Raw genomic sequence first — 24,672 nt, forward strand, 5'->3', positions numbered from 1 at the left:
GCGGCGCGGGCGGCGGCCGCGGGGTATCTGTGGGCCAGGGCGGCGGCCGCCTGCCGCGGTGTCTCGCCATGGAGGAGGTGTCGCAGGATCAGGGTGCCGGTGGTGTTCAGCTGCCAGTAGCGCCCGGACCGCTCGTCGAGCAGCACCATGCCCTCCTGGGTGGCCACGCAGGTCACCTGCGTCCGCAGCGCGATTCGTGTCAACGGGCGCCTCCCGTGAGTTGTACGGTCCGTGGGTGCGGCCCCTGGGCCACCGAGCGCAGCCAGATCTCCCCGGCCACGGTGTGCATCAGGAAGGCCGGCTCGGACGCCGGGGCGTGCGTGTGCAGGGCGCGCCGCAGCCGTTCCGTATCGATCAGTCCGGCCTCGGCCAGCAGTGAACCGTCCAGGAGGGCCAGGACCTCGCCGCGCCGGCGGCGCAGCCCGCGGTGGAAGTCGGCGCCGTAGCGGCCCTTTGAGGTGCGGCGCAGGATTGCGCGCGGCACGATGCCGTCCATCGCCTCGGTCAGCAGCGGTTTGAAGCGGCCCGGGACACCGGCCTCCAGAGGGCGTACGGACAGGGCGGCGGCCACCACCGCGTCGTCGGTGTAGGGCATGGCGTAACCGGGGCCGGGGAAAGCCTTGTTCATCTGGCGGATCGCGTTGCCACCCTCGCGCACTTGCAGGAGCACGGTGTGCAGGGAACGCTGCGGGGCCAGTGGTTCGGGGCAGCGGTCAGCGGCTTCCTTGAGCACGGCCGCGACGGCGCGTACCGCCTCGGGGGTGGCCCACGCGGGCATACGGGGCGGCGGCTGCCAGTCCAGCCGGCCCAGCAGCGGGTTCGGCGGCGGCGAGACCAGATCGCGGGCCGCCCGGTACAGCCACCGCTGGTAGCCGCCCCGGTCGCATACCGCGCGCAGCGCCGCCGTACGGCCCACCCGCCAGTCGAAGCGCAGAAGGCGCAGACGCCGCAGCACCAGCATCGGATGCGACCACACCAGGTCGGTCAGGTGTGCCGGCGACGGGGTGAACAACTCGTCGCCGCCGCCTCCGCACAGATGCAGCCGAGAGCCGTGCGCCGCCACCCGCTCGAGGACATCGCTCTGCTTCGCCACATCCCGCGCCCACGCCACCGGTTCCTCCGTGGCCAGGCGCATCCCGTCCACACCGGCGAACCAGTCCGGGGTCTCGCGCTCCGTCACCACCAGATGGGTGGCGTCCGGCAGCGCCGCGACCGCCCGCCGGGCCCAGAAGGCGTCGTCGTTCTGCGCGTCCACGCCCTCCCAGCGCAGCGTCACCAACCCGGCCTCGCCCCGGGCGGCGGCGAGAAAGCACAGGCTGGTCGAGTCCAGCCCGCCCGACAGATCCGCGCTGACCGTGCCCCCACCAGCCGTGCAGGTGGCCACCGCCTCGACCAGCGCGGCGCGCACCTCCTCGGCCGCCGTACGCAACCCGAGCCCCGGCTCGGGCGGATGCCACCACCGCACGGTGCGCTGAGCCCCGTTCCGCTCCCACACCAGCGCCTCATCGGGCCGCACCGCCCACACCTGCCGCCACAGGGTGCGCCCGCCCAGCGCCGTCGACGAGAGGGGAGGGTCCATCAAGCGTGCGGCCAGCATCTCCTGGTCCGGGCCCGAGTCGAGCAGCCCGGCCAGTACATCGGCCCCCGGTGCCGCCACCGGCACACCCTCCACACGGGCGGTGAACAGCCGGCATGCCGCCGAGGCGGTGCCGCGCGCCCACACCCGGCCGCCGACCGTGGCCACCACGTGGTAGCTGCCCGCCACCCGGCCGACCGCGTCCGCCACCTCCCGTACATCCCGAACGCGCGCGATCCGCGTCCGCAGGGCCTCCGCGGTCAGCAGGCACCGGCCCAACACCGCCACCCGCACATCACCCGCCTCGGCCGTCACCACCTCCGCGCCACGCCACCGGCCCAGCAGCCACGGCCGCCCCGAGGCGTGCCGCAGCAGGTCCAGATCCCGCACACCGAGCCGATCCGCCAAGGCGGCCGCGGCCTCCGTATCCGGCAGGATCATCCACCACATGTCCATGAGCACCCGCACCGCCTCAACTCGCCACCATGCGGTGGGCGAGGACGGGCACGGCCCGCCCCCGCCGACCGTCTGTCAGCCGTACTGGCTGTACGGGTAAAAGCCACCGTCGTACTGGAAACCGAAGATGCTGCCGGCCGTGACCTCGCTGAAGTCACCGGCTTCCGTGACCATCGGTGGCTCATACACCTCAGTTGTCTCTTCTGCTTCTTCCACAGGATTCACCCCCTCCCCGGCCGAAACTCCTCACCGTGCGGGCCACCCGGCCGACCGCGGCGCCGCGCAGCTCACGGTTCCACCCGCCTCACGGCAAATAAGCGATATAAAACGCCAAACAACCCGCACGCATGAATCGGAAGCACCCGGCGGACATCGGATGGCGCGCGAGCCCGGCCTCAACGCCCCGCGCAATCCGGTTACTTGAGCCGTCGGCGACCGGCCCCCGAGCCGATCCCATCAGCGCTATGGCACACTGCGCTCGCAGGCCCCGCCCCCCATACCCCCATGATTCGCGGGGCTTGCCGGAGCGACTGCGAGGAGAGCCATGCGCCCGGTTCATGCGGATCAGCCGCCCGTGAACGACCCGAACGAGACCGGCGCCCTGCACCCCCTGGCCGACGGCGTGTATGCCTGGGTGCAGCCGGACGGCTCGTGGTGGGTCAACAACGCGGGCGTCGTGGCCACGGACGACGGGGTCGTGCTCGTCGACACCTGCGCCACCGAACGCCGCGTCCGCAACCTGCTCCACGCGGTGGATCAGGCCACGGGCGGGGCGCCGGTGCGGTACGCGGTCAACACCCATCTGCACGGCGACCACACCCACGGCAACAGCCTGCTGCCCGACGCGACCGTGATCATCGCGCATGAGGCGACGCGCCAGGGGATCCTGGCCGACACCGTCATCGACGGCTGTCCGCCCGCCTGGGATCCGGTCCCGGACTGGGGCGGGGTGACCCGGCGGCCGCCCGGGGTGACCTTCCGTACGGCGCTGACGCTGCACGTGGGGGAGCGGCGCATCGAGCTGCATCACCCCGGGTATGCCGCGCACACCCCCGGGGATGCCGTCGCATGGCTTCCCGAGGAGCGTGTTCTGTTCGCCGGGGATCTGCTCTTCAACCAGGTCAATCCGCTGGTGTTCATGGGCTCCGTGGAGGGTGCGCTGCGCTCGCTCGACTGGATCGCGGCGTTCGAGCCCGAGCAGGTCGTCCCCGGGCACGGCCCGCTCATCGACGCGGACACACTGCCCGAGGTGCTGGACACCCACCGGCGCTACTACCGGTTGGTGCTGGAGGCCGCCGAGGCGGGCCTGCGCGACGGGCTGACGCCGCTGGAGGCGGCGCGGGCCTGCTCGCTCGGCGAGTTCGCCCAGCTGCCCGATGCCGAGCGCATCGTGCTCAATCTGCACCGGGCGTACGCGGACCGCCGCGGTGGCGCCTACGACCCCTTCGCGACGTTCGCCGACGCCATCGCCTACAACGGAGGGCCGCTGCCGACACGGGTCTGAGCCGATGCGTCAGGAAGCTGTCGAATCGTGGCAACTGGGGCGCGTGAGTCGCATGGTTTTTCGAAGGGAGGGTAATCAGTGGGCGACCTCGGGGTCGATTCACTGGATCTATCTCTGGAGGAAAACCCATGGAGATGCAGGCGAGATCGGACGAGACCGTCGAGAGCTACGAACCGCCGGCCCTGGTGGCGGTGGGTGAGTTCTCGGAGGACACGCTGGGGTTCGGCCACCGGTACGAGGATGTGCTCGGTGAGCAGGGCTGGGGGTGACGGTAGCCCTCCGGATCGTTTGAGATGAGCGCCGGGTTTGTCGTCCTCCCGGACGTGCCGGGTACACAGCTCTCGTTTGATGCGTATCCCTTTGAGGCTCCTCGTCTGATTGCGCACCCGTCCGGCCGACCGTGGCTGGTGGGGCGGTGGGAGCCGGATGAGATTCGTCAGGTGGCGACCGGGCCCGTGCGACTGGTGGTGATCGGGTTCTGCCCGGTCACCACCGGCCGGCTCGAGGAGCTGTGCCGACGGGTTCGTACGCTGACGGATGTGGATGCGGTGGCACGGGCCCTGCCGGGGAGCTTCCATGTGGTGGCGGCCGACGGGGCCACCACCCGCGTCCAGGGCAGCGTGAGCGGCCTGCGCCAGGTGTTCCACGCCCGGCTGGGCGAGGTGCCGATCGCCGCCGACCGGGCCGATGCGCTCGCGGCGCTGACCGGGGCCGGTATCGACATGGACGCGCTGGCCACCAGGGTCGTCTGCGGGGGCATGCTGCCGCCGCCGCTCTCCGACCGCAGCGTGTGGGCGGGCGTGTCCACGGTGGCGCCCGACCACTGTCTGCTGCTGGAGCCGGACCGGGCGCGAGAGGTGCGGTGGTGGCGGGCCCCGGAGCCCGAACTCGCCCTGGAAGCGGGCGCGGCGGCGCTGCGGGCCGCGCTGATCACGGCGGTGGACGGGCGGCGTGGGGACACGGGCGCGCTCAGCGCGGATCTGTCCGGCGGCATGGACTCGACCACCTTGAGCTTTCTGGCCGCACGCCACACACCCGAACTGGCCACCTTCCGCTGGGCCGAGGCCGAGGCGGGCAACGACGACAACCACTTCGCCACGCAGGCCGCAGCGGCGCTGCCCGAAGCGCGCCATCTGGTGGTGGCCCAGGACGAGTTGCCGCCGATCTTCACCGACCCGGGGGCCCTGGCCGACACCGAACGGCCGTATCTCTACCCGCGCACACTGGCCCGCGTACGGCACACCGCGCGGCTGCTCGCCGGGCACGGGTCCCGCTCCCATCTGGCCGGACACGGCGCCGACGAGCTCTTCGGCCCGGCACCCGGCTATCTGTACCGGCTGGCCCGCCGCCACCCCCTGACCACCGTCCGCCATCTGCGCGGACACCGCGCGCTCAGCCGCTGGCCGCTCGCCGCGGTCGCCGCACAGCTGGTACGGGCCGACAGCCCCGCCCAGTGGTGGCTGACCCAGGCCGAGCAGCTGACCGGCCCGCCCCCGCCACGCAGAGTCCCCGCGCTGGGCTGGGGTCTCGCCCCGCTGCGTGCCCCGATGTGGGCGACGGACGACGCGGTGGCCGCCGCGCGCGAGGCGCTGCGCGCCACCGCCGAACACGCCGCGCCCTTCGCCGAGGACCGGGGCCAGCATCAGTACCTCACCGCGCTGCGGATCACCGCGCCGGCGTACCGGCAGGTGTCCCGGCTGTTCGGCGCGGCGGGCGTGGCGCTGCACCAGCCGTATCTGGACGACCGGGTGGTGGAGGCGGCGCTGGCGGTGCGGCTGCACGAGCGCGTCACACCGTGGCGCTACAAGCCGCTGCTGGCCGAGTCCATGCGGGGGCTGGTGCCTGACGTGGTGCTGGGGCGCACCACCAAGGGTGACTTCAGCGCCGATGTACGGGCCGGGCGGCAGCGCAATCTCACTGCTCTGCTGGAGGTGTTCTCCGACTCCGTCCTGGCCGACATGGGTCTGGTGTCCCCCGGGGCGCTGCGCGAGTACCTGCTGACACCGCATGCCGACATCTCCAGGGACATCACCACCGAGAAGCTTCTGGGCTGTGAGACCTGGGCCCGCGCGGCGCGGCAACCTCAACCTCTTGTAAATCTTCTTGGGAAGCGATGATGTCCCTGAATCTGCATCAGGACGTGTCCATGGCCGAGACCGATGACGGTGCCGTCCTGCTCCATCAGCGCACCGGCCGCTACTGGCAGCTCAACCCCACCGGTGTCTTCGTGCTGAAAACCCTGCTGGACGGCTGTACGGACGAGCAGACCGCCGACGAGCTCGCCGCCCGCCACCGACTCGACTCCGACGCGGCACGGCGCGATGTCTCCAAGCTGGTGGCCCAGCTGCGCGCCGCGCATCTCCTCATCGAGGCCCGATGAGCGCCCCCATGGCCCTGGCCGACCGGGACCGGCTGCCGCTCCACCGGAGGGTGACGCCGTGGCTCGCCGTGGTCGTGGCCCGGCTGCTGGCGCGCGCCAAACCGGCCCGGGTGCGCGCGGTGCTGGAGTTCGCGCGCCGTGGCGCCCGGCCCGCCACCGCCGAGCAGGCGCGCGCCGCCCGGCGGGCCGTGGTGGCAGTGAGCCTGCGCTGTGCGGGCCAGGCGTGTCTGCAGCGGTCCATCGCGGCGGCTCTGCTGTGCCGGAGCCGGGGTGTGTGGCCCACCTGGTGCACGGGCGTGCGCACCAGCCCGTTCGAGGCGCACGCCTGGATCGAGGTCGCGGGCGAGCCCGTCGGGGAGCCCTATCCGGCGGGCCACTACCGGCCGCTGCTGTCCGTCGCCCCCGTGGCCGTGCAGCAGTCGTGAGTTTGCGGTGAGTATGGGACAGCGACACGCCATGACGTCGGCGTGTCGCCGTCTCATACTCACCGCAAAGGGTGGCTACACGAGCTACACGGCTACACGTTGGGCACGCGCAGCTTGTCCCAGCTCTTACGGCCCGGGGTGCCGTCCGCGTCCTCGCCCGAGTAGCCCAGCTTGCGCTGCCAGGCCGCGTACGACTTGCGGTCCGCCTCGGTCCACTCCGGGCTCGGCCCCTCCTCGTACCGCCCGCAGCCCTCGGCGACCAGACGCTTGCCCATCGCCGTGATGATCTTGCTCTCGCGGCCGTTCTGGAAGAACGCCGAGCCCGGGAAGGGCTCGTACGTCGCGGGCTTGGGCGGCTTGGGCTGCTGCGGGGTGGGGCCGTCCGGCTTGGCGCCCAGGCGCTTGGCGATGCGGGAGCGCATGGTGTCCATCGAGAAGCCGCGCGGATCCACCTTGCCCGGCTGCCACTCCAGGTGGCCGATCACCGACCGCTGGGACCAGCCGTGCGCCCGGCAGATGGCCGCGGCCACCTTCTCGATGGCCAGCTTCTGCGCCTCCGGCCAGGGGTCCTCGCCATCGCCGAGGTTGATGCACTCGAAGCCGTAGAAGTGGCGGTTGCCGTCCGTGTCGGCCTCGTTGTCGCGGGGCAGCGCGGTCTCGTTGATGACGGCGTTGAGCACATCGCGGTCGCCGAGGCCGGCGTGGTTGGCGCGGCCGTTGCCGACCAGGTGGACCGCGCCCGACTTGTCGATGACGCCGTGGCACAGCGGTCCGGGCAGGGCCGAGTGGCCGTCGTAGCACAGTGCCACCGAGGAGGCCGTGCCCTTGGTGACGGTGTGGTGGATCATCACCCCGTTCATCGGCCCCCAGGGGCCCTTGGAGTTGCGGTTGTGGGTGCGCCAGCTGCGGACTTCGTGGACTTCCAGTCCCTCGTCGCGCAGTGCCTTCAGCAGGCGGTCGGCGGTCAGGGGAGTGGCCATCGTGGTGTGCTCCTTCAAAGGGGTTACGTGGTGAGGTACGGATGTCGTGGTTGCGGGGCTCAATCCGCCCCGTACCGGCCTTCACTTCTCCGCTTCGGCTTCCGCGTGGGCCTCCGCCGCGAGCGCCGGCCGCTCGACGGCGCCGATGGCCGTACGGGCCGGATCAGCCAGTTGTCCCCGGAGCGGTACGTGGCGTCGACCGTGAGCCACTCCTCAGCGGTGCAACTTCAGCCACATGCAGCCGAGTTCGTCGCCTGCGCGATGGTGCGGGCGCTGCTGGCAAGCTCGTCGATTTTTCTCCCATGGTCCCCCCGTCGCACTCCCCGCGAAATCAGTATCAAAGGGCTCGCGTGAGTGTTTATTGAGTGTCTTTCCCTTGTTAAGGGCAGGTCAAGGAGGTGTTCCGGTCATATCTCCGGTATTGGAATTCTAGATCTTTTTCCCTCTATTCCCGCTTGAGTAGGGCATCATGCAGTAGAAATGCAGCGGTCATTCCTGATCAAAGATCACAAGGGCGGCGCGGCTGCGGCGGGAACGAGCCGATTCAGCGAACACTTCGGCGCGCCGCTTTGCGGTCCGGTGGACGCCGGAGTAACGCGCACGCGAGCCCCCGGTCGGTGACCGGGGGCTCGCGGACTGGGGGGGCGTGCTAGCCGAGCTTGGCGGAGATGATGGGCGCGAGGTGGTCGGTGATGGTGCGGTGGCCCTTGTCGTTCGGGTGGACGGAGTCGGAGAGCTCGTCGGAGGCGAGCCAGCCCGTGGTGTCGACGAAGGAGACCTTGCTGTCGCCGCCGCTGACCGCGGCGGTCACGGCCGCCTGGGTCTCGGGGACGAAGCGGCCGCGGAAGGTTTCCAGAGCGAAGATCCAGGCGTTGGGGTAGGCGGTACGGACCTTGCGCAGCAGGCTGGAGTACGCGGCCTGGAACTGCGCCGAGGTCACGCCGCGGCCCACGTCGTTGGTGCCGAGGTTGATGACGACCGCGTTCGCCTGGTAGCGGGAGAAGTCCCAGTCGGGCGTGGCGGCGTTCGGGTTCAGCTTGGTGAACTGCTGCTCCAGGCTCATCCGGTCGTCCGCCGTGTCCACGAGCGCGGCGCCGCCCTGGGCGATCTGGGTGTGGTCGGCGCCCAGGCGCTCGCCGATCAGCCAGCCGTATGCGGTGCGTGCGTTCTGAGAGGTCGTGGTGCCGACCGTGATCGAGTCGCCGATGAATTCGATCAGTTTCTTCGGGGTGGCCGGGGTGAAGGTGGTGGCTCCGCTGTCCAGGACGAGCCCCTGGAACACCGCGTCACCGTGGTAGGAGCCCGCGACCACCTGGTAGTTGACCTGAAGGGTGTGGTTTCCGGCGGACAGCGGGGTCGGGGTCAGATTCACCGTGCCCTTGGCCTCGTCGAAGAACGTGGCGGGGCCGCCGTCGATACTGGCCCACAGGTCGATCGCGTTGCGCTGCTTGAGCTTGACGGTGCGGCCGGTGAAGCCGGTACGGAAGTACGCGCCTGCCCAGTAGGGGGTGTAGGCGGTGGTGGAGCTCTTGGTGTCCCAGCGGCCGGAGAACTTGATGTTGGGGTCGCCCGGGTCCCCGGGGGCGGCGGCCGCGGCCTTGGCGGCGGAGCTGGTCTTGGTGATGGAGGGCTGGGCGTTGGTGGCGGTGATGCCCAGCTTTGAGGAGATGACCGGGGCGAGGCGGTTCGCGAACTTGGTGTGGCCGGACTCGTTGGGGTGCCCGTTGCCGTCCTCGTAGTCCGTGCCGTCGGTGAGCCAGCCTGTGGTGTCGACGTAAGTGACCTTGGCGTCCCCGGCACCGGTGCGGGCGCTGACGGCGGCCTTGGTCTCGGTCACATAGCGCTTCTTGAGGGTCTGGAGCGCGAAGAGGACCGCGTTCGGGTACTTGGCGCGGATGTCGCGCAGGAGGTTGGTGTACGCCGACTGGAACTCGGCGCCCGTGACGCTGTGTCCGACATCGTTGGTGCCGAGGTTGATGACGACCGCGTTCGCCTGGTAGCGGGAGAAGTCCCAGTTCTGATCGCCTGTGGAGGCGGTCTTGAAGAACTGGGTGGCCAGCCCCGTGCAGCCGTCCTTGCCGACCAGGCAGTAGCCCGAGCGGGCGATCTGGGTGTGCCGCATGCCCAGCTTCTCGCCGGTCTTCCAGCCGTACGAGTCGAGCGCGAGCCGGTCGGTCAGGGCGCCGGCGGTGATGGAGTCCCCGACGAACTCGATCAGTTTCGACGGAACTTGCGGGCTGATCGTGCCCGCGCCCGAGTCCAGCACGAGGCCCTGGAAGACGGTGTCGCCCGAGCGGTAGGAGATCCGGAGGGTGTGGTTGCCCTGGGGGAGGACCTGCGGGGTGAGGTTGACGGTGCCCTTGACGCCCGCGTAGAAGACATCGGCGCCGCCGTCGACGCTGGCGTAGAAGTTCACCGCGTCGCGGGACTTGACCTTCACGGTCGTCCCGGTGAACGCCGTCTGGAGATAGCCGCCGGTCCAGTTGGGTACGGCGGCGGTGCCCGAGCTCACATCCCAGCGGCCGACGTAGGAGATGTTCGGGTCGGTCACCGAGCCGTTGCCCAGGACCGTGGCGGTCTGGCCCTGTGCGGTCTGGGCCTGCGCTGGGTGCGCCTGGGCTGCGTGGGCCCGGGTGCCGCCCAGGCTCAGGCCCCAGACCAGCAGGGATGTGCTCATGACAAGCAGAAGCACAGCGCGTGCCGTGTGGGCGGCCGCGCGGGCGGGGGTTCTCGCGGTGGCCCCGGTGCTCCAGGTGGGGGGTGTGGTCGGCGGCATGGGCCGTCCTCTCTGTGGGCGGGTGCGGGTACCGGCCCGGGAACCTCCTCGGGAGCGCTCCCATCGCGGGCGCGCCCACGATGGAAGCCTTGAATCGGTTCAGCGTCAAGAGAGGCGGTCAGGTTCGAAAATTCCCATCGAAAGTTCCAGCCGAAAGTCCGTCAGAAAGTTTCGTCCGGGCTGCCGATGACGTCCCGGACGGTCTCGACGATCTCCGACACCGCCCCCGCGGGGGCCGGATCGAGCGCCACTTGGCGCTCGAACTCGGCCAGTGCCTCCCGCATCATGTACGGCTGTTGCACAAAGGTGAGCTGTACGAGCTCGGCCCCACAGTCGACATAGTCCCGCTCCCCGTTCTCCAGGGCGGTGACCAGGTCCCACATCAGGCCGACCGCCTCGCTCGCGTCCTGCGGTGAGTGCATGAACATCCTCCGCTGGTCCCGTGACTTAAGTACGGTCCCGTTCCTCGGACTGAGAGTGTCCCGCCTCATCACCGTGGGCGCATCCGTAATTGCGATAAGCGACAATCCGCGTCGGGCTTCGACCGGTTTCGGCGTATGCGCCGTCCGCCGTCGCCCGTTCCGGCCGCCGCCGCTGACCGGGGTGGCTGCCCTGGATCCCTGCGCTGGAGTGGCCGCGTCGTACGCGAGCGATGCTCCGTTTACGATCTGACCATGTCAGATACCGGCGGCGTACGCGAGGTGAAGTCCGCGGCCCGCACCGTGGAGCTGCTGGAACTGCTCGCCGCGCGCGGCGACCGCCCGGCCCGGCTGCGTGAGCTCGCCGATGAGCTCGGGGTGCCGCGCAGCAGCATGTACGCGCTGCTGCAGACGCTGATCGACCGCGGCTGGGTGCGCACCGACGCCACCGGCTCGCTCTACGGCATCGGCATCCGCGCCCTGCTCACCGGCACCAACTACCTCGACAGCGACCCGCATGTACGCACCGCGCGGCCCTACCTCGACGAGGCGTCCGACGCGCTCGGCGAGACCATCCACTTCGCCCGGCTCGACGACGGCGACGTCGTCTATCTCGCCACCCGCGAGTCGCATGAGTATCTGCGCTCCTTCAGCCGGGTCGGCCGCAGACTCCCCGCATACGCAGGCGCGCTCGGCAAGGCCCTCCTCGCCGAGCGGGACGAACACGAGCTCCGCCTGCCCGACGGCCCCTGGGAACAGCTGACGCCCAACACCCACACCGACCGCGCCTCGCTGGTCGCGGACCTGGCGGGGGTGCGGGAGCGGGGCTATGCGATCGACCGGGAGGAGGGCGTGGTGGGCATCGCGGGCTTCGGGTTCGCCCTGCGGTACGACTCGCCCGCCATCGACGCGATCAGCTGCTCGGTGCCGACGGCCCGGCTGACCGAGGAGCATGAGCGGCGGATCGTCGCCGTGATGCGCGAGATCCGCGGCCGGATCGAAGCCGCGGCGCCCGGCGCCGCGGGGGCGGCCCCTCACTGGCGCTAGCCGTGAGGTTTCCCTTGGCCGGTACGCTGCCGCCTCATGACTGCGGGAAATCCGAACGCCCCATTGCTGCGCGCAAATAGCCTAGGCTCGCCGCTGAGGCTCGGCATGCCCGCGCTCAACATGCGCACGTACACCGTCACCCGCGAACTGACCGCGCACCCGGAGCAGCTGCGCCGCGCCGAGGCCTGCGTCTCCTCCGGCCTGCGTAACGGCGCCTTCCAACCCGTCGTGGACCGCCCCTTCACCCTGGACGCCATCGTCGAAGCGCACCGGTACATGGAGGCGGGCGCCCAGGTGGGCAAGATCGTCGTCACTGTCGACCACTGAGCAACCGGTGGATCGTTTCCTGAGGCAGTGCCGGGTTCGCGGCGGCGGGGTGGGCCAGCTCCTCGTCGTCGAGGAGTTCCATCAGCCGGGGCTGCGGGAGCCTCGGGTGGCGTGCCATGGCGGCCCGTATGACGGGGTCGGGGTCGTGGGTGAGCCGTTCCACGGTCGCCGGGGCGGCCTCGGGGTCGCGGGCGGTCAGGGCTCGGACTTCGGGGTCCTGGTGGTCCGCGTGGACGGCCAGTCCGGTGGTCGGGAAATTCGGGCGGTCGGTGAGGTCCTGGCGGTTGTGGCCGGTGTACTCCAGGAAGCTGCGCAGCAGAAGCCGCGCCGGGGCGTCCGGATGGTTCTGGGCCAGCAGGACGCGTACGCCGAGGTCGTCGTCCTCGGCCAGCCGCGCCACGAGGTCGGGCGGCAGCGAGTGGTCGATGGCCGCCCGCCGCCGCAGTATCGGGTGGCCGGAAAGCGCGTCCCGGCGTACGTCCTCGGGGTTCGGGAGGACATAGGGCTCGGGCATGTAGTGGAAGCAGCCGTCTATGGGGACCTCGTAGTCGATGGCGGCCCGTTCCTCCTCGCTCAACGAGGGGTGTGCGGACAGGGCCAGCCGCACCTTCGGGTCGGGGTCCACGGCGAGCGCGCGGCGCTTGGCCGGCCCGAGGTCCGGGCGGCCCGCGATCGCCTCGCGCACCTTCGGGTCCGGATCGGCGGCAAGGCGGATCACCACGTCGGCGGGCAGACTGGGGTTGGGGGCGATGCACACCCGGTTCGTCCCGTCCGGAGCGGCGAGGGCGCTGTCCACGACGGCCCTGCTGAGGGCCTGGCGCCTCAGCCAGTAGCTGCGTCTGTGGAGCCCCCCTTCGAGGAAGGTGAGATCCGACGTCGCCGGATCATCCCATTGCGTATACATCAGCGCGTATTCCCGGACCTTCTCATCGGGGTCTGCCAGCAGTGCGGCCCGGGTGTCGGCGGACAGGTGATCCCACGACCCGACTCCCCAACGCCGGACCTTGGCGACGGGATGAGTCGGCATGGACCGCTTCAGCCCCATGGAGATCTGGCGGAAGAACGAGCCCCCGAGGGCTTCATTGTCGTATGTGCTGATCATGTGCACGACTGCCCGGTCGGGCAATGGTCTGATGGGTACGTCAAGCGACGCTCGGGGCGCTTCGGCGAGGTGGGCGCGGACGAACCATTCCGGATCGTCCATCAGCCGAGCCCGCTGGGCGGGATCCACGTGTGGATTGCGCGCGAAGAAGCTGCGGGTGTAGGTGTCGGGATGCTTGAGCGCGGCCTCGACCACGGGATCCGGCAGGACCCGATCCCGGCACAGCACCATGCGTACGGCCGGTGAGTTGTCGGCGAGCAGCCGTAACAGGACGTCTTCCGAAGCGGACGGATTGAGCGCCACCCCGGCGAGCCGACGCTCTGCCGGATCAGCGGCATCCCAGATGCCCCCAGGCGATTGCATGCTCCACCACTCCCCCCCCCGGTGATTCAGCCCTCAGGGTGCCATCGGCCCTCGGTGGGGCACCAGGTTTCCGACCGGCGGTCCGTGGCTAGGCCCAGCCCCGGTGTGCGGCGCGGACGCCGGCCTGGAAGCGGCCGCCCGCGCCCAGGCGCTGTTGGAGGTCGCTGATCCGGCGGCGCAGCGTCCGCAGGCTGATGCCCAGGTGGCGGGCGATCGCCTCGTCCTTCATGCCGACGGCCAGCAGGCCGACCAGCGTGCGGTCGGCGTCGCCGAGCTCCTCGTCCTCCTTGGTGGGCGGGCCGTCCAGCGGTGTGGCCTGTTGCCACAGCGTCTCGAAGAGTGTCCGCAGCGCGTCGGTGAGCCCGGAGTGCCGTACGATCACCGAGCTGTAGACCGGCCCGGCGTCGACGCTGGTGAGCGGCAGCATCGCGGTCCGGCCGTCGATCACCATCAGCTTCATGGGGACGGTGGGCAGCACCCGCGCCTGTTCGCCGAGCGCGACCATGCCCTCGGCGTAGGCCAGCAGATCCGGGGACTCCAGGGATACGACGGAGTAGAGCGCGCGGTACGCGACACCGCGGCGCAGCACCTCGCTCTGGAGGTCCAACTGGGGGGTGAGCGGGGCGAGGTAGGGCGGGGAGTCGATGAGGCAGACCTCGTGTTCGGCCTGGGCGTACAGCTCCTCCAGCCGGGCGGCGTTGGCGCTCTCCCCGCGCACCACCTCGACGAGGCCGGCCGGTTCGGAGCGCAGCAGCCCCGCCGCGTAGATCTTGGCCATGTCGTCGGCGGTGGCGGCGAGCAGCTCGGACTCGGTTTCGCGCTTACGGATGAGGGCCCGGATGGCGATGCGGGGGTCCACCGGCCGCAGGCCGCCGGTGGAGTCGGGGGCCTGCAGCAGGCCGAGGCGGAGCAGCCGGGCGCAGGCGCGGCGGACGCGTGACGGGGAGGCCCGGACCAGCTCCGACCAGGTGGTGACGCCGGCGTCCGGCTGATGGAGGATCGCGTGGTACACCGTCTCGTCGAAGTCGGAGACCCCTGCCGCGGCCCAGGGGCTCGGGCTCGTGGCGGGGGTCTCCTCAGCTGCTCTGTGGTCCACTTGCGGCGGCTCCGGCGCGTCGATGCAACGATTCAACGGCACGCTAGACGGAGTTTGTTACCGCCGAAGGGCGGATCTCGGCCTACTTCAGGCCATATGCGCGGGTGACCGTTTGATCGATTCGATTGCCGTCGGCGTCGGTGGCCTGGACGCGCAGGGCGACGAAGCCGTTGGAAGCGCCGAGCGCGGGGTGTTTCACGGTGGCCTTGTAGCCCGCGCGGGAGCCGGTCAGCCTGGCCTCCTTCCAGGTCTTGCCGTCGTCGTAGGACACCCACGCCTTGACCGCCTTGACCTTCGACTCCTCCGCGCCCTCCTGGTGGCGCGGTGCCAGTTGGAAGCTGAACCGGCGCCCGGCCTCGGTGCGGCCGAACAGGTCGAGGTCAAGGTCGTAGTCCACGGACAGGAGGGGGAGGGCCTTCGCCTCGGCCGTCCGGGCGGAGGTGAAGTCCCATTCGGTGCTGGTCTTCGTCGAGTACGCCGCCCAGGCCGCCGTGCGCTCGGCGTCGATCGTGAGCTTGTACGCGGCCTTGTCGGTGGGCACCTGGAAGGTGCCGGAGCCGTACGGGGCCTCGCCGACCAGTTTTCCGTCCGCGTACAGACTTGTCTTGACCTTGTCCACGTTGTCCTTGGCCGCGCCCGCCGAGCCGTAGTGACCGCTGCCGGAGTCGGCGTACTCGGGGATGGCGAGGGTGAGTTCATCGCCCTCGCGCTGTGAGACGCCGAACTCGGCGGCGGTCGTCGGGCGGAACACGGGTGACAGCCAGTCCACCGTCTGCTTCGTCCCGGGCCGGTAGGTGACCAGGGGCGCCCACTGCCGGCCGGCGCCGTCGTAGTCCTGCATGGCGGTGCGCCAGACGCGGGTGTCGGGGTCGGCGCTGTAGTACTCGGTGCGCTGGGTGCCCAGCGGCACGTCGTACTTCGACTCCAGCGAGAAGAGCTGGTACGGGCGGAAGGTGTGCGTGGCCTCAGCGCCGATCTGCCCCTTGGCCGAGCCGTGGTAGCGGGCCGTGACCTTGGTGGTGCTGCGGCTGTCGAGGGGGTAGGTCAGGTCCTCGCCGATGGCGCCGGGCTCGGGCAGCAGCACGTCGTACACGTACGGGCTGACCGCCGTGCCGCCGAGTTCGAGTGTCACCGCGCTCCGGCCTTTCGCGGTGAGCAGGGACAGCAGCTTGTCGCCCTCCTCGCCGGGTATGGAAATGACCGGGATCGTGGCGCTGTCGACCGCGGTGAGCCACAGGCCGGCCGTGTTCTTGCGGTACACGAGGACATAGGCGGCGCCCGCCTTGGTGGCGTTGACGACGGCTTCATCGGGCCAGCCGTCCGGAGCCAGGCCCACCAGCACGGCCTTGCCCTTCACGTCCAGGCCCTCGAAGTCCTCGGCCGTGCCGCCCTTGGCGTCCACCAGCCGCACCTTGCGGTTACCGGTGATCTTGACCGGCCAGCCGGTGTACGTGTTCGCGTACTCCGGGTTCAGCGTCACCCGCTCGGGGCTGGTGACGCTCGCGGTCAGCTTCTTCTTCTCCAGCCGCCACCTGCTGTAGAACTCGAAGGAGCCGTCGGTGACCTGCTTGGTCGGCGCCGCGTAGATGTGCTTCTTCCACTTGCCCATGATGTAGGTGAGGCCGAAGGAGCTGCCTCCCTCGCGCTCCCGGTGCCAGGAGGTGGTCACGCCCTGAAGCTCGGCGTCCTTCTCCTTGGTCTGTGGCTTGATCTCGACGGCCTTGCGCGCGTCGAGAGTGATCGAGGTGTCGCCGGTGACCTCGATCTGCGGGTCGCCGACGATGCTCGTCCCGACCTCGTGCCGACCGCTGTCGAGGATGGGGATCCAGGTGGCGAGGGAGTAGGTGCCCTTCTCCACCCGGAAGGTCTCGGAGCCTCTCATGGCGCCGAACTGGTTGTACGTGTAGTCGGCGAGGTTCTGGAAGGTGTAGAGGGCCGACGGCACCGGCTTGCCCTCGCGGTTGAGCAGTTCGACCTTCAGGTCGTACAGATCCGCCTCCCGCTCGTAGCCGACGGCCGTGGTGACCTTGACCGTGCCGTCCTCACTGGTCGCCGTGATGTACCCGGTGTGGCGGCCGACGTCGGCCTTCGCCGGGTCGACGGTCACCGCGACCTTCGCGGCGCCGTTCGCCGGCACCGTCACGCTGTCGGACTCCAGCGAGAGCGACCCGCCGTCCACCGAGGACGCCAGCTTCAAGGTCACCGGCTTCTCGGTGGCGTTGGTGTACGCGATCGACTTGGTGTCCGGCGCGTCGTCCGCGTACCCGTACAGGCCGTAGCTGAGCGTCGGGGTCGCGAAGACGTTCTGGGTGACGGCGCGCGGTACGTCGACCCGGCCGTCGCCCTGCTGGAAGGGGTCGTTGGCCGTGTTGGTCTTCGCGGTGCTGGCGAGGGCCGCCTTGATCTGCTGGCCCGTCCAGTCGGGGTGCGCCTGGGCGACGATGGCCGCCGAGCCCGCGACATGCGGCGTGGCCATGGAGGTGCCGTTGGCCGTGGTGTACAGGTCGTCGACCGGAGTGCCCATGCTCGTACCGGCCGCCCGGGCCGCCGTGATGGCGACACCCGGCGCCGTGATCTCCGGCTTGACCGCGGAGTCCCCGATGCGCGGGCCGCGGCTGGAGAACGACGCCAGCTTGTCCTGCTTGTCGACGGCGCCGACGGTCAGGGCCGAGTCCGCGATGCCGGGCGTGCCCAAGGTCTGCTCGAACGGGCCGGCGTTGCCGGCCGCGATCACGAACAGCGCCCCGGACGACGCCGAGAGCTGGTCCACCGCCTCGCTCATCGGGTCCGAGGGGCCGCTCGCCGTGCCGCCGAGGGACATGGAGATCACCTTGGCGCCGGAGGCCGCGGCCCACTCCATGCCCTCGATGATCCACGAGGAGTAGCCCTCGCCCGCGTTGTTCAGCACCTTGCCGACCAGCAGTTTCGCGCCCGGTGCCACGCCCTTGCGCTTGCCGTCCGAGGCGGCGCCGCCGCCCGCGATCGTGGCGGCCACATGGGTGCCGTGCCCGAAGCCGTCCTGGACCGTCTCGTCCGGGACGAAGCTCTTGGACTCGGCGACCGAGTCCTTGACGTCCGGGTGCGCCGCGTCCACGCCCGTGTCCAGCACGGCGACCTTGACGCCCTTGCCGTCGTACCCGGCCTTCCACATCTCGGGGGCGCCGATCTGCGGGACGCTGACGTCGAGGGAGACCTTGACCTTTCGGTCCAGCCACAGCTTCGCCAGGCCCTTGGCATGGCTGATGTCGGCCCAGAACGCCGCGGCGTCGGCCTTCTTCGCGCTGAACGCGGCGCCGCCGACGCTGGACAGGGTCAGCGTCTTCCGCGCGCCCTCGGGTGTCGGATGCGCGCCCTTGGTGCGGTAGGTGGCGATGACCGGTAACGAGCCGGTCTTCTTGTCGTCGTAGCCGTCCTTGACCAACTGGGTGATGTTGAACAGGCTCGCGTCGAGCCGGCCCGCGGACAGCAGCTTGAGCGCGTCGTCGGGGACGACGCTGATCTCCTTGCCCTGCTGACTGGCCACGAAGTCGACCGACTCGCGGCCCGGGGCGCGCTTCACGTCCACGGCGTAGCGGCCGTCGTCGCCGGGGGTGACGGTGACCGTATCGCCGGTGATCAGGGTGACCGTGTGTTCCGCTCGGACCGATGGGCCCTTCGGGGCGGCCTGGGACGGCTGCCCGCTCGCCACAGGCGCGGCCAGGCCGCTGAGCAGCCCGGCCGCGCCGGTGACAGCCAAAAGGCGACGCAATCTTCGCATCGGCTGGCTTTCCTCCCTCATCGCATCATCCGACTCTCCTGTCGGAAGGTGTGATCAGAGTGGTGGCCGGGAGCGAACGTGCTCAAGGGAATCCTGTGGCCAGGCTGTGCCAACGCCCCTATCGGTCACGGGAGTCGTACCAGGGAACTTGCGTACCAGGGGGCTTGCGTACCGGGGGCAGTCGTACCAGGGGGCTTGCGTACCAGGGGGCGGCTACTCGAACCAGCGCTGCGGGCTCGGCGCCGTGTTGCGCCAGATGTGCTTGGTCTCCTGATACTCGGCCAGCCCCGTCCGGCCCAACTCCCGCCCCGTGCCGGACTGCTTCATGCCGCCCCACTCGGCCTGCGGCACATAGGGGTGGAAGTCATTGACCCACACCGTGCCGGCGCGCAGCCGCGAGGCCATCCGGTGCGCTCGGGCGGCGTCTTGTGTCCACACAGCCGCGGCCAGGCCGTAGACGGTGTCGTTGGCCAGGGCGAGCGCTTCGTCCTCGTCGCGGAACCGCTCGACCGTCAGCACCGGGCCGAACGACTCCTCCTGGACGACGGACATGTCCGGGGTGCAGTCGTCCAGCACGGTCGGCAGGTAGTAGTAGCCGTCCTCCAGCGTCGGGTCGGCCGGCGGTGTGCCGCCGCAGCGCAGCACCGCGCCCTCGTCCAGCCCGGCCGCCACATACATCGCGACCTTCTCGCGGTGGTCGGCGGAGATCAGCGGGCCGGCGCGGGCGTGCTCGTCGAAGGGGCCGCCGAGCCGGATCCTGCGGGCGCGGTGGACGACCTCGTCGACGAACGCGTCGTGCAGTTTCTCCTGGACGAGCAGCCGGGCGCCGGCCGAGCAGACCTGTCCGGAGTGCAGAAAGACGGCGGTCAGGGCGTGGTCGACGGCGCTGTCGAACTCGGCGTCGGCGAACACCACATTGGGGTTCTTGCCGCCCAGCTCCAGGGCGAGCTTCTTGACCGTGGGCGCGGCGGCGGCCATGATCCACCGCCCGGTGGGCACCCCGCCGGTGAACGACACCATGTCCACCCGCTCGTCCGTGGTCAGCGGCGCGCCCACCGTCGCCCCGGTGCCCAGAACGAGGTTGGCGGTGCCCGCCGGGAGCCCGGCCTCCGCCAGCAGCCGCATCAGGCCGATCGCGGAGTGCGGGGTCAGTTCGCTGGGCTTGAGGACGAAGGTGTCGCCGGCGGCGAGCGCGGGGGCGACCTTCCAACTGGTCTGCAACAGCGGGTAGTTCCACGGGGTGATCAGCACGCAGACGCCGACCGGCTCGTGCACGACCATGCTGTCGATCTCGGGGCGGCCCGTGTCGACGACCCGGTCCGCCCCGTCGGTGGCGGCCAGATCGCCGAACCAGCGGAAGCAGGCGGCGACATCGTCGAGGTCGTACTCGCTCTCGACCAGCCGCTTTCCGGTGTCCATCGACTCCGCGCGGGCCAGTTCGGCCTTGTCGCGGCGCAGCAGATCGGCGACGCGCAGCAGCAACCTGCCCCGCTCCGCGGCGGGCAGGCGGGGCCACGGGCCGCGGTCGAACGCGTCCCGGGCGGCCTCGGCCGCGGCGGAGGCGTCCTTGGGGCCGGCATCGTCGACCGTGCCGACCAGCGTGCCGTCCGCGGGGGAGCGGATCTCCCTCACTCGTCCGTCGAGAGCGGCGGTCCACTGGCCACCGATGAACAGCTCCGGCATGGGGCGCCTCCGGGCTCGGAGGGACGGTGCGCATACCTGTGGCGGTGCGCATGAACCCGTATATACCGAGCCTAAGCGGCGCCTCCCGGCCTCGCACGGCGTGTGAGGGGCATCCGCCTGGTCTGGCTGGTGTACGCGTACACCAAAGTGGCGGGGGAGCGGGGGGTGACATCCTCGGCCGGCCGCCCGGCATGCACAATCCCTGCCATGGTCCGTGATCCGCAAGCCCCGCGATCCCCGCAGTCCTCGCACGCTCTCGCCGACGAACTGCTCGCCGCTCTCGATCCGCTGCCCTACCCGAGCCGGATGCGGGAGCTGGCCCTGCGAGCCAGGGTGGCGAGCGCGCACGGACAACTGGCGGGGCTGCTCGAAGAGCTGTCGGAGCGCGGCGGGTACGAGCGGGCGCTGGCCGTGACTGCCGCGGCGGTCTGCGGCCGGACCGGCTATCTGGAACGGCGGCTGACCGATCCCGACCCCGTCGTACGCGGCCACGCCCTCAAGGCCGCGCGCCGCGGACAGCTCACGGACGCCGCGCTGGAGGCCGCCTTCGAGGACGCCCCCGCCGCCATACGGCGCCAGCTGGCCCGTACCGTCGTCGCCGGGCGGCGCACCGCGCTCGCCGACCGCCTCGTCGAGCCCCTGCGGGAACGATGGGGCGACGCCGAGGCGGCCCGGCTGCTGCCCGCCTGTGGGCCCGAGACCGTCGCCCGGCTGCTCCCGGACCTCTTCCACGCCGTCACCAGCTGGCGCGCCCTCGCCTCCCGCCACCCCGCAGCGGTCCTCGACGAGGCCGAGCGGCAGCTGGCCGCGCTCCCCGAGGCGCTGCGCGACGACTGGTGGTTCCGCCACGCCCCCTGCGTCGCGCTCGCGGCGCCCGCCGAGCCGCAGCGCGTCCTCGGGCTGCTGGAGCAGCTGTGCCACAGCGCGCTGCCGCTTCCGGTGCGGCATCGGCTGGGCACGCTGGCCGCAGCCGAGCCCGGCCGCACGATACGGCTCCTGCTGGCGCCCGAACACGCCGGAGTCCTGCGCGGCCGGGGCCTGGAGCGGGCCGTGCTGCGGCGACTGGTCCGCGCTGACCCGCCCGAACTGGTCGACGTGGCGCGGGCGCTGGGCCACGACGCCCAGACCCTGTCCCGGCTGCTGGCAGCCCTGCCGCCCGCCCGCCGCCCCGACTTCTTCGACGCGGCCGTCGCCGAACGCGACCTGAGCCGCGCCGATGTGGAGCCCGACCTGCTCGAGGTGCTGCCCCGGACGCGCCGAGTGGCCGAGGCCCGCCGGATGGCCGCGCGGGCGCGTGAGCGCGGCGCGCACTGGACCACGGTGCTGGAATCGGTCGCGTATCTGCCCGTCGAGGAGGCGCGCGACGAACTGCTGCGGGCCGCCCGCCGCTCCTCGGCCGACGACCGCGCGCTGGCCTACCCGCTCCTCGTACGCAACACCGCCCGCTCCGGCGACCCGGACGCGGTCACCTCGCTGCTGGCCCTGCTGGAGCGGCTGCGCAACGAACAGGACCCGGTGCGGTCGGCCGCGCTGCGCGCACTGGCCGAAACGCACCCCTCCCTCTTCCTCGACGCGGCCGCCGAACACCTGGACCGGATCGCCACCGACGCCATCGAGGCACGAGACTCCTCGCCCGCGACCCGGCAGGCCCTGCGCCTCCTGGCCATCGCCCTTCTGCGGGAACACGCCGTCACCGGCCGGCGGGAGCTGATCGGCTGGGCGCTGCGCACCGTCACCCGGCTTGCCGGGAACGTCGGCCGCACCGACCTGGGCCGGCTCGACCACACCCTGCGGCGCGGCCAGGAACAGGCGGTCTTCGAGGCGCTGCGGCCATGGCTGGAGGCGGGCGCCGACCGGGTCGACCACGAGCTGACCTTCGCCCTCGCCCGCTCGCTCGGGCGCCGCGCATACGCCATGCCCGAGCTGCAGGAACTGCTGCGGCAGGCCATTCAGTTCGGCAGCAACACGACCGTCCGCACGGCCGTGGGGCTGTGGCTCGACGACCCCGCGCGGCGCGACGAGCGGGTCGCCGAACTGCTCGCCCTCGAGCCCTCGGTGGCCGTGCTGCCGCCCGTCCTCGCGGTGCTGACACACCGCCGGACCGATCTGCTCGACGTCGTACTGGACGACACCCCTCCCTACGGCCGCTTTCTGACGCCCGGCAGCCACTGGACGCCCCCGGTCGACCACGGCACCGGCCGCTGGCTGCCCCGCCAGCGCGCCGCCGCGGCCCGGATCCTCGCCCGCGCCGCCGCCGACGGCTCGCTGCGCACGGACCAGCGCACGGCCGCGATCGCCGCCGCCGCGCGCATCCCGGACTACGGCGCCGAGGCCGCCCTGGCCTGGACCGACTCCGACGACGTGGCCCTGACGGAGACCGCCCTCGCCGCCCTGGCCCGCACCGACCGCCCGGGGGACCACCTTCCGCTGCTGCTCACCTACGCGGGCGGTGACCGGGCCCGGGTGGCGGTCTACGCGGGCACGAGGGCCTCCCAGTACGTGGCGCCATCGCGGCTGGAGGGGCTGCTGCGCGGGGTGCTCGCGCCGGGGGAGGCGTTGGCGGGCGCCGCGGGCGCGGCCGTGGACGTCAGAGTGGCTGCCGGGGAGACTCGCGGGGCGGCTGCTCAGGCCGCTCCGGTGGCTCCAGCCGTGCCCGCGAAGGTCACCAGTCGGAAGGAGGCCGCGCGGCTGGCCGCCACCCGGCTGCCGACCGCCGACGCCGCCGCGCTGCTCGCCGACGTGTACGACGCGCCGGGCCAGCACCACGACGTGCGGGCGGCCTGCGTGACCTTCGCGACCGGGCTGCTCGGCCACGAGTCCGTCTGGGAGCTGCTGTCGGCCGCCGCCTGTGGACGGCGCGAACTGCGGTGGGCCGTGCTGCGCAACCGCCCGCTGGACCTGCCCGAACTCCACCGGGTCCGCTACGCCCGCCTCGTACGGGACGCATGCGACACCGACGACCCCGAGGTCGCCTCGGCGGGCCACGCCGCGCTCGCCACCTGGTCCCCCTGGGCGCCTGACGCGGCTGCGGTGCTGGTGGCCGCCGCCACCGACCTGGACGACCGGGCCTGCTGGCAGTCCGCCGCCGATGCGCTGATCGACCTGATGGCAGCCGTCCCCGCCGGCATGCCCGCGGACAACCCCCTGGCCTGGGTCCTCGCCGCCCTCGCCGCCGCCGACGCCCACCCGCACGCGCCCGACGCCGAACCGGACCGCGACCGCCCGGCCCGCCGCCGTATCCGGCGCATCACCGGCAGGCTGGCCTGGCACAGCCGGACACGGCCCGGATCGTTGCGGCCCGTCGCCACCGCGGCGGCCGAACTCCTCGCGGGCTACGAGCCCTTCGTCGCGGACGCCGCCCATGTGCTCGTCAGCGCCGTCGACCTGGACGCCGAGCCCGGTGTGCTCACCGCCGCACTCGCCCGGCTGGCCCGCCTGCACACCACCCGGCCCGCGCTCGCGGCCCACACCGCCGACGCCCTGCAGCAGAGGCTGCGCACTGCCATGCGGCCAGGCCGGAGCGAGGCCCTGCTGCGTGCCGCGCAGGAACTCGGCGACGACGGGGCACTCGCCTCCGGGCTGTTCGCCGTCACCCTCACCGGCGTGTGCGGCGAGCGCGGGGAATGGGCGGAGCCCTGGCGGACCCGGCTGCGCGCGCTGCGCCGACACCCGCACCCGGACGTCCGCGATGCCGCGCTGTCCCTGGCGACCGCGCAGGAGTGAGGGCTCATGAGCGTGACGCCTAGTCATCGCGGCGCCAGACCTGTTCCTCGAACTGATAGCCGTACTCCGGGCGCCCTCTGACGCTGCTGGTGCGGAACGGCGCGCCATGGTCGTCGATCCGTATCGTCCCCTCGCGGTCGCCACTGGTCCAGTCGAGCTCCAGATACCAGCTGCAGTCGCAGCCGGACGTGCGGGCGTTGACCAACAGCACCTCCGGGTCTGTGTCGGACACGCGATACGGAAAGCGGACGGCGGGGATCGGCTCGCCGGCGTCGTTGCCGTCCGTCGGGACAGCCAGGGGCCGGGCGGCGTCCAGGTTGACGGAGAAGGCGCGCGGGGTCAGGGAGCCGCCGCAGCCGTTGTCCATCGCGAAGGAAGACCAGGACAGCGGGGCGCGCCGCCCCACCACCCGGACGTGCAGGGCCTGCAGCACGACGGCCGACTCCGAGCGGCCCTTCACCGTCATCTCGACGTTCGTGGTGCCGCCGTGCACCGCGCCATGCGCGGATGCCCAGGCCGCGGCGTCCTGCTCGACGGGCGGCGGGGCGACCTGGGCCGGTGGACGGTCGATGAGATAGCGGTGACCGCAGCCGTTCTCCCAGACATGGGAGCGGGTGCTGATGGTGAGCGGGGTGCCGCTGCCCGGCTTGTCGTCCCCGCCGCCGCCCGAGCCGCCGCCGCTGGATCCGCCCTTCCTGGGCGACGCGGAGGCGGATGCGTCGCCGCGTCGCTCGCCGCCCCGGGGTGAGGCCGAGTCGTGCCCGTCCGCGGTGTCGTCCTTCTTGAGCTCGCCCCGCGCGGTGGGCCGGGCAGGCGGTGCGGTGCCTGACGCGGTCGCGGAGGGCGTGGGGGACGAGGGCGAGGAGGGGGACTTGGCGGCATCCTCCCGCTCGCCCCCGGTGGTCGACCGCACCTCCACGGCCGTGAGAGCGAGAACCGCCGCCGCGGCCGCCCCGAGCGCCAGCCCCCACGGCCGACTCCGCCAGGCGCGAAGCCCGACTGGCCGCCTCCCCGCGCCGTCCACCGCCGGCACGGGCCGCAACGATCCGCGCCCCGCC

General features: G+C 71.7%; 19 protein-coding genes. 8 read left to right on the plus strand and 11 right to left on the minus strand.

Translation table 11 applies throughout. The annotated features are described in order from the left end of the window. The 3 genes from CCN51_RS13210 to CCN51_RS53245 form a co-directional block, all read right to left on the minus strand. A partial coding sequence (locus CCN51_RS13210) for a lasso peptide biosynthesis PqqD family chaperone (protein WP_245881608.1) occupies positions 1 to 203 on the minus strand: 203 nt, incomplete at its 3' end. After that, entirely contained in the window at positions 200 to 2,017 is a 1,818-nt protein-coding gene (locus CCN51_RS13215; protein WP_238545338.1) for an asparagine synthase-related protein, read from the minus strand. The genes CCN51_RS13215 and CCN51_RS13210, both read right to left, overlap by 4 nt. Positions 2,018 to 2,107: 90 nt before the next feature. Continuing rightward, positions 2,108 to 2,257, minus strand: a complete 150-nt coding sequence (locus CCN51_RS53245; protein WP_425444758.1) for a lasso RiPP family leader peptide-containing protein — start codon at positions 2,255 to 2,257, stop codon at positions 2,108 to 2,110. Between the two features lie 319 nt (positions 2,258 to 2,576). On the opposite strand from CCN51_RS53245, the gene CCN51_RS13220 reads away from it, so the two are divergent. The 5 genes from CCN51_RS13220 (at position 2,577) to CCN51_RS13235 (ending at position 6,341) form a co-directional block, all read left to right on the plus strand. Then, positions 2,577 to 3,536, plus strand: coding sequence for an MBL fold metallo-hydrolase (locus tag CCN51_RS13220; RefSeq protein ID WP_014175269.1), 960 nt, complete (start codon positions 2,577 to 2,579; stop codon positions 3,534 to 3,536). 128 nt (positions 3,537 to 3,664) lie between these two features. After that, entirely contained in the window at positions 3,665 to 3,805 is a 141-nt protein-coding gene (locus CCN51_RS53250) for a lasso RiPP family leader peptide-containing protein (protein WP_014175268.1), read from the plus strand. A gap of 171 nt (positions 3,806 to 3,976) precedes the next feature. Beyond that, the gene (locus tag CCN51_RS13225; RefSeq protein WP_014175267.1) at positions 3,977 to 5,653 is read left to right on the plus strand and encodes an asparagine synthase-related protein; all 1,677 of its coding nucleotides are present in this window, start codon (positions 3,977 to 3,979) and stop codon (positions 5,651 to 5,653) included. Further along, positions 5,653 to 5,916 carry a lasso peptide biosynthesis PqqD family chaperone gene (locus CCN51_RS13230; protein ID WP_014175266.1) on the plus strand — a complete coding sequence of 88 codons (264 nt, stop codon included), beginning with the start codon at positions 5,653 to 5,655 and terminating at the stop codon, positions 5,914 to 5,916. Before CCN51_RS13225 ends, CCN51_RS13230 begins: the two co-directional genes overlap by 1 nt. After that, entirely contained in the window at positions 5,913 to 6,341 is a 429-nt protein-coding gene (locus CCN51_RS13235; protein WP_043486481.1) for a lasso peptide biosynthesis B2 protein, read from the plus strand. The genes CCN51_RS13230 and CCN51_RS13235 overlap by 4 nt, the downstream gene beginning before the upstream one ends. A 92-nt stretch (positions 6,342 to 6,433) precedes the next feature. On the opposite strand, the gene CCN51_RS13240 is transcribed toward CCN51_RS13235, so the two are convergent. From CCN51_RS13240 to CCN51_RS13250, 3 genes are all read right to left on the minus strand, one after another. Next, positions 6,434 to 7,321 carry a peptidoglycan-binding protein gene (locus tag CCN51_RS13240; RefSeq protein ID WP_014175264.1) on the minus strand — a complete coding sequence of 296 codons (888 nt, stop codon included), beginning with the start codon at positions 7,319 to 7,321 and terminating at the stop codon, positions 6,434 to 6,436. A 649-nt stretch (positions 7,322 to 7,970) separates the two neighbouring features. After that, positions 7,971 to 9,998: a GDSL-type esterase/lipase family protein gene (locus CCN51_RS13245; RefSeq protein ID WP_078610884.1), complete on the minus strand. Its 2,028-nt coding sequence runs from the start codon at positions 9,996 to 9,998 to the stop codon at positions 7,971 to 7,973. A gap of 260 nt (positions 9,999 to 10,258) precedes the next feature. Next, on the minus strand, positions 10,259 to 10,519 hold the full coding sequence (locus CCN51_RS13250; protein ID WP_143675795.1) for a hypothetical protein: 261 nt from the start codon (positions 10,517 to 10,519) through the stop codon (positions 10,259 to 10,261). 252 nt (positions 10,520 to 10,771) lie between these two features. Here CCN51_RS13250 and CCN51_RS13255 point away from each other — a divergent pair, with 252 nt between their 5' ends. Continuing rightward, positions 10,772 to 11,563, plus strand: a complete 792-nt coding sequence (locus CCN51_RS13255) for an IclR family transcriptional regulator (RefSeq protein WP_014175261.1) — start codon at positions 10,772 to 10,774, stop codon at positions 11,561 to 11,563. Between the two features lie 105 nt (positions 11,564 to 11,668). After that, on the plus strand, positions 11,669 to 11,890 hold the full coding sequence (locus CCN51_RS13260) for a zinc-binding dehydrogenase (protein WP_014175260.1): 222 nt from the start codon (positions 11,669 to 11,671) through the stop codon (positions 11,888 to 11,890). Here the strand turns inward: CCN51_RS13260 and CCN51_RS13265 are convergent. The 4 genes from CCN51_RS13265 to CCN51_RS13280 all read right to left on the minus strand — a co-directional run bounded on the left by CCN51_RS13265 (position 11,874) and on the right by CCN51_RS13280 (position 19,891). Next, the gene (locus CCN51_RS13265) at positions 11,874 to 13,355 is read right to left on the minus strand and encodes a hypothetical protein (protein ID WP_055413898.1); all 1,482 of its coding nucleotides are present in this window, start codon (positions 13,353 to 13,355) and stop codon (positions 11,874 to 11,876) included. The genes CCN51_RS13260 and CCN51_RS13265 overlap by 17 nt on opposite strands. A gap of 88 nt (positions 13,356 to 13,443) precedes the next feature. Then, the gene (locus tag CCN51_RS13270) at positions 13,444 to 14,451 is read right to left on the minus strand and encodes a helix-turn-helix transcriptional regulator (RefSeq protein ID WP_014175258.1); all 1,008 of its coding nucleotides are present in this window, start codon (positions 14,449 to 14,451) and stop codon (positions 13,444 to 13,446) included. A gap of 82 nt (positions 14,452 to 14,533) precedes the next feature. Then, the gene (locus CCN51_RS13275; protein ID WP_043486479.1) at positions 14,534 to 18,208 is read right to left on the minus strand and encodes a S8 family peptidase; all 3,675 of its coding nucleotides are present in this window, start codon (positions 18,206 to 18,208) and stop codon (positions 14,534 to 14,536) included. A 213-nt stretch (positions 18,209 to 18,421) separates the two neighbouring features. Continuing rightward, a complete protein-coding gene (locus CCN51_RS13280; RefSeq protein ID WP_014175256.1) occupies positions 18,422 to 19,891 on the minus strand; it encodes an aldehyde dehydrogenase family protein in 1,470 nt (489 codons plus the stop codon). A 207-nt stretch (positions 19,892 to 20,098) separates the two neighbouring features. Here CCN51_RS13280 and CCN51_RS13285 point away from each other — a divergent pair, with 207 nt between their 5' ends. Beyond that, positions 20,099 to 23,614 carry a hypothetical protein gene (locus CCN51_RS13285; protein WP_014175255.1) on the plus strand — a complete coding sequence of 1,172 codons (3,516 nt, stop codon included), beginning with the start codon at positions 20,099 to 20,101 and terminating at the stop codon, positions 23,612 to 23,614. 19 nt (positions 23,615 to 23,633) lie between these two features. Here CCN51_RS13285 and CCN51_RS13290 read toward each other — a convergent pair. Next, on the minus strand, positions 23,634 to 24,672 hold a 1,039-nt coding region (locus CCN51_RS13290; RefSeq protein ID WP_211303220.1), incomplete at its 5' end, for a hypothetical protein.

This window comes from Streptomyces milbemycinicus (assembly GCF_002154605.1).
Taxonomy (GTDB): domain Bacteria; phylum Actinomycetota; class Actinomycetes; order Streptomycetales; family Streptomycetaceae; genus Streptomyces; species Streptomyces milbemycinicus.

What these genes read in the sequence shown, in the direction of transcription:
- CCN51_RS13215 (WP_238545338.1), bottom strand. Translation starts at nt 2,017, where the DNA reads ATGATCCTGCCGGATACGGAGGCCGCGGCCGCCTTGGCGGATCGGCTC.
- CCN51_RS13220 (WP_014175269.1), top strand. Translation starts at nt 2,577, where the DNA reads ATGCGCCCGGTTCATGCGGATCAGCCGCCCGTGAACGACCCGAACGAG.
- CCN51_RS53250 (WP_014175268.1), top strand. Translation starts at nt 3,665, where the DNA reads ATGGAGATGCAGGCGAGATCGGACGAGACCGTCGAGAGCTACGAACCG.
- CCN51_RS13230 (WP_014175266.1), top strand. Translation starts at nt 5,653, where the DNA reads ATGTCCCTGAATCTGCATCAGGACGTGTCCATGGCCGAGACCGATGAC.
- CCN51_RS13235 (WP_043486481.1), top strand. Translation starts at nt 5,913, where the DNA reads ATGAGCGCCCCCATGGCCCTGGCCGACCGGGACCGGCTGCCGCTCCAC.
- CCN51_RS13240 (WP_014175264.1), bottom strand. Translation starts at nt 7,321, where the DNA reads ATGGCCACTCCCCTGACCGCCGACCGCCTGCTGAAGGCACTGCGCGAC.
- CCN51_RS13245 (WP_078610884.1), bottom strand. Translation starts at nt 9,998, where the DNA reads ATGAGCACATCCCTGCTGGTCTGGGGCCTGAGCCTGGGCGGCACCCGG.
- CCN51_RS13250 (WP_143675795.1), bottom strand. Translation starts at nt 10,519, where the DNA reads ATGCACTCACCGCAGGACGCGAGCGAGGCGGTCGGCCTGATGTGGGAC.
- CCN51_RS13255 (WP_014175261.1), top strand. Translation starts at nt 10,772, where the DNA reads ATGTCAGATACCGGCGGCGTACGCGAGGTGAAGTCCGCGGCCCGCACC.
- CCN51_RS13260 (WP_014175260.1), top strand. Translation starts at nt 11,669, where the DNA reads ATGCCCGCGCTCAACATGCGCACGTACACCGTCACCCGCGAACTGACC.
- CCN51_RS13265 (WP_055413898.1), bottom strand. Translation starts at nt 13,355, where the DNA reads ATGCAATCGCCTGGGGGCATCTGGGATGCCGCTGATCCGGCAGAGCGT.
- CCN51_RS13275 (WP_043486479.1), bottom strand. Translation starts at nt 18,208, where the DNA reads ATGCGAAGATTGCGTCGCCTTTTGGCTGTCACCGGCGCGGCCGGGCTG.
- CCN51_RS13280 (WP_014175256.1), bottom strand. Translation starts at nt 19,891, where the DNA reads ATGCCGGAGCTGTTCATCGGTGGCCAGTGGACCGCCGCTCTCGACGGA.
- CCN51_RS13285 (WP_014175255.1), top strand. Translation starts at nt 20,099, where the DNA reads ATGGTCCGTGATCCGCAAGCCCCGCGATCCCCGCAGTCCTCGCACGCT.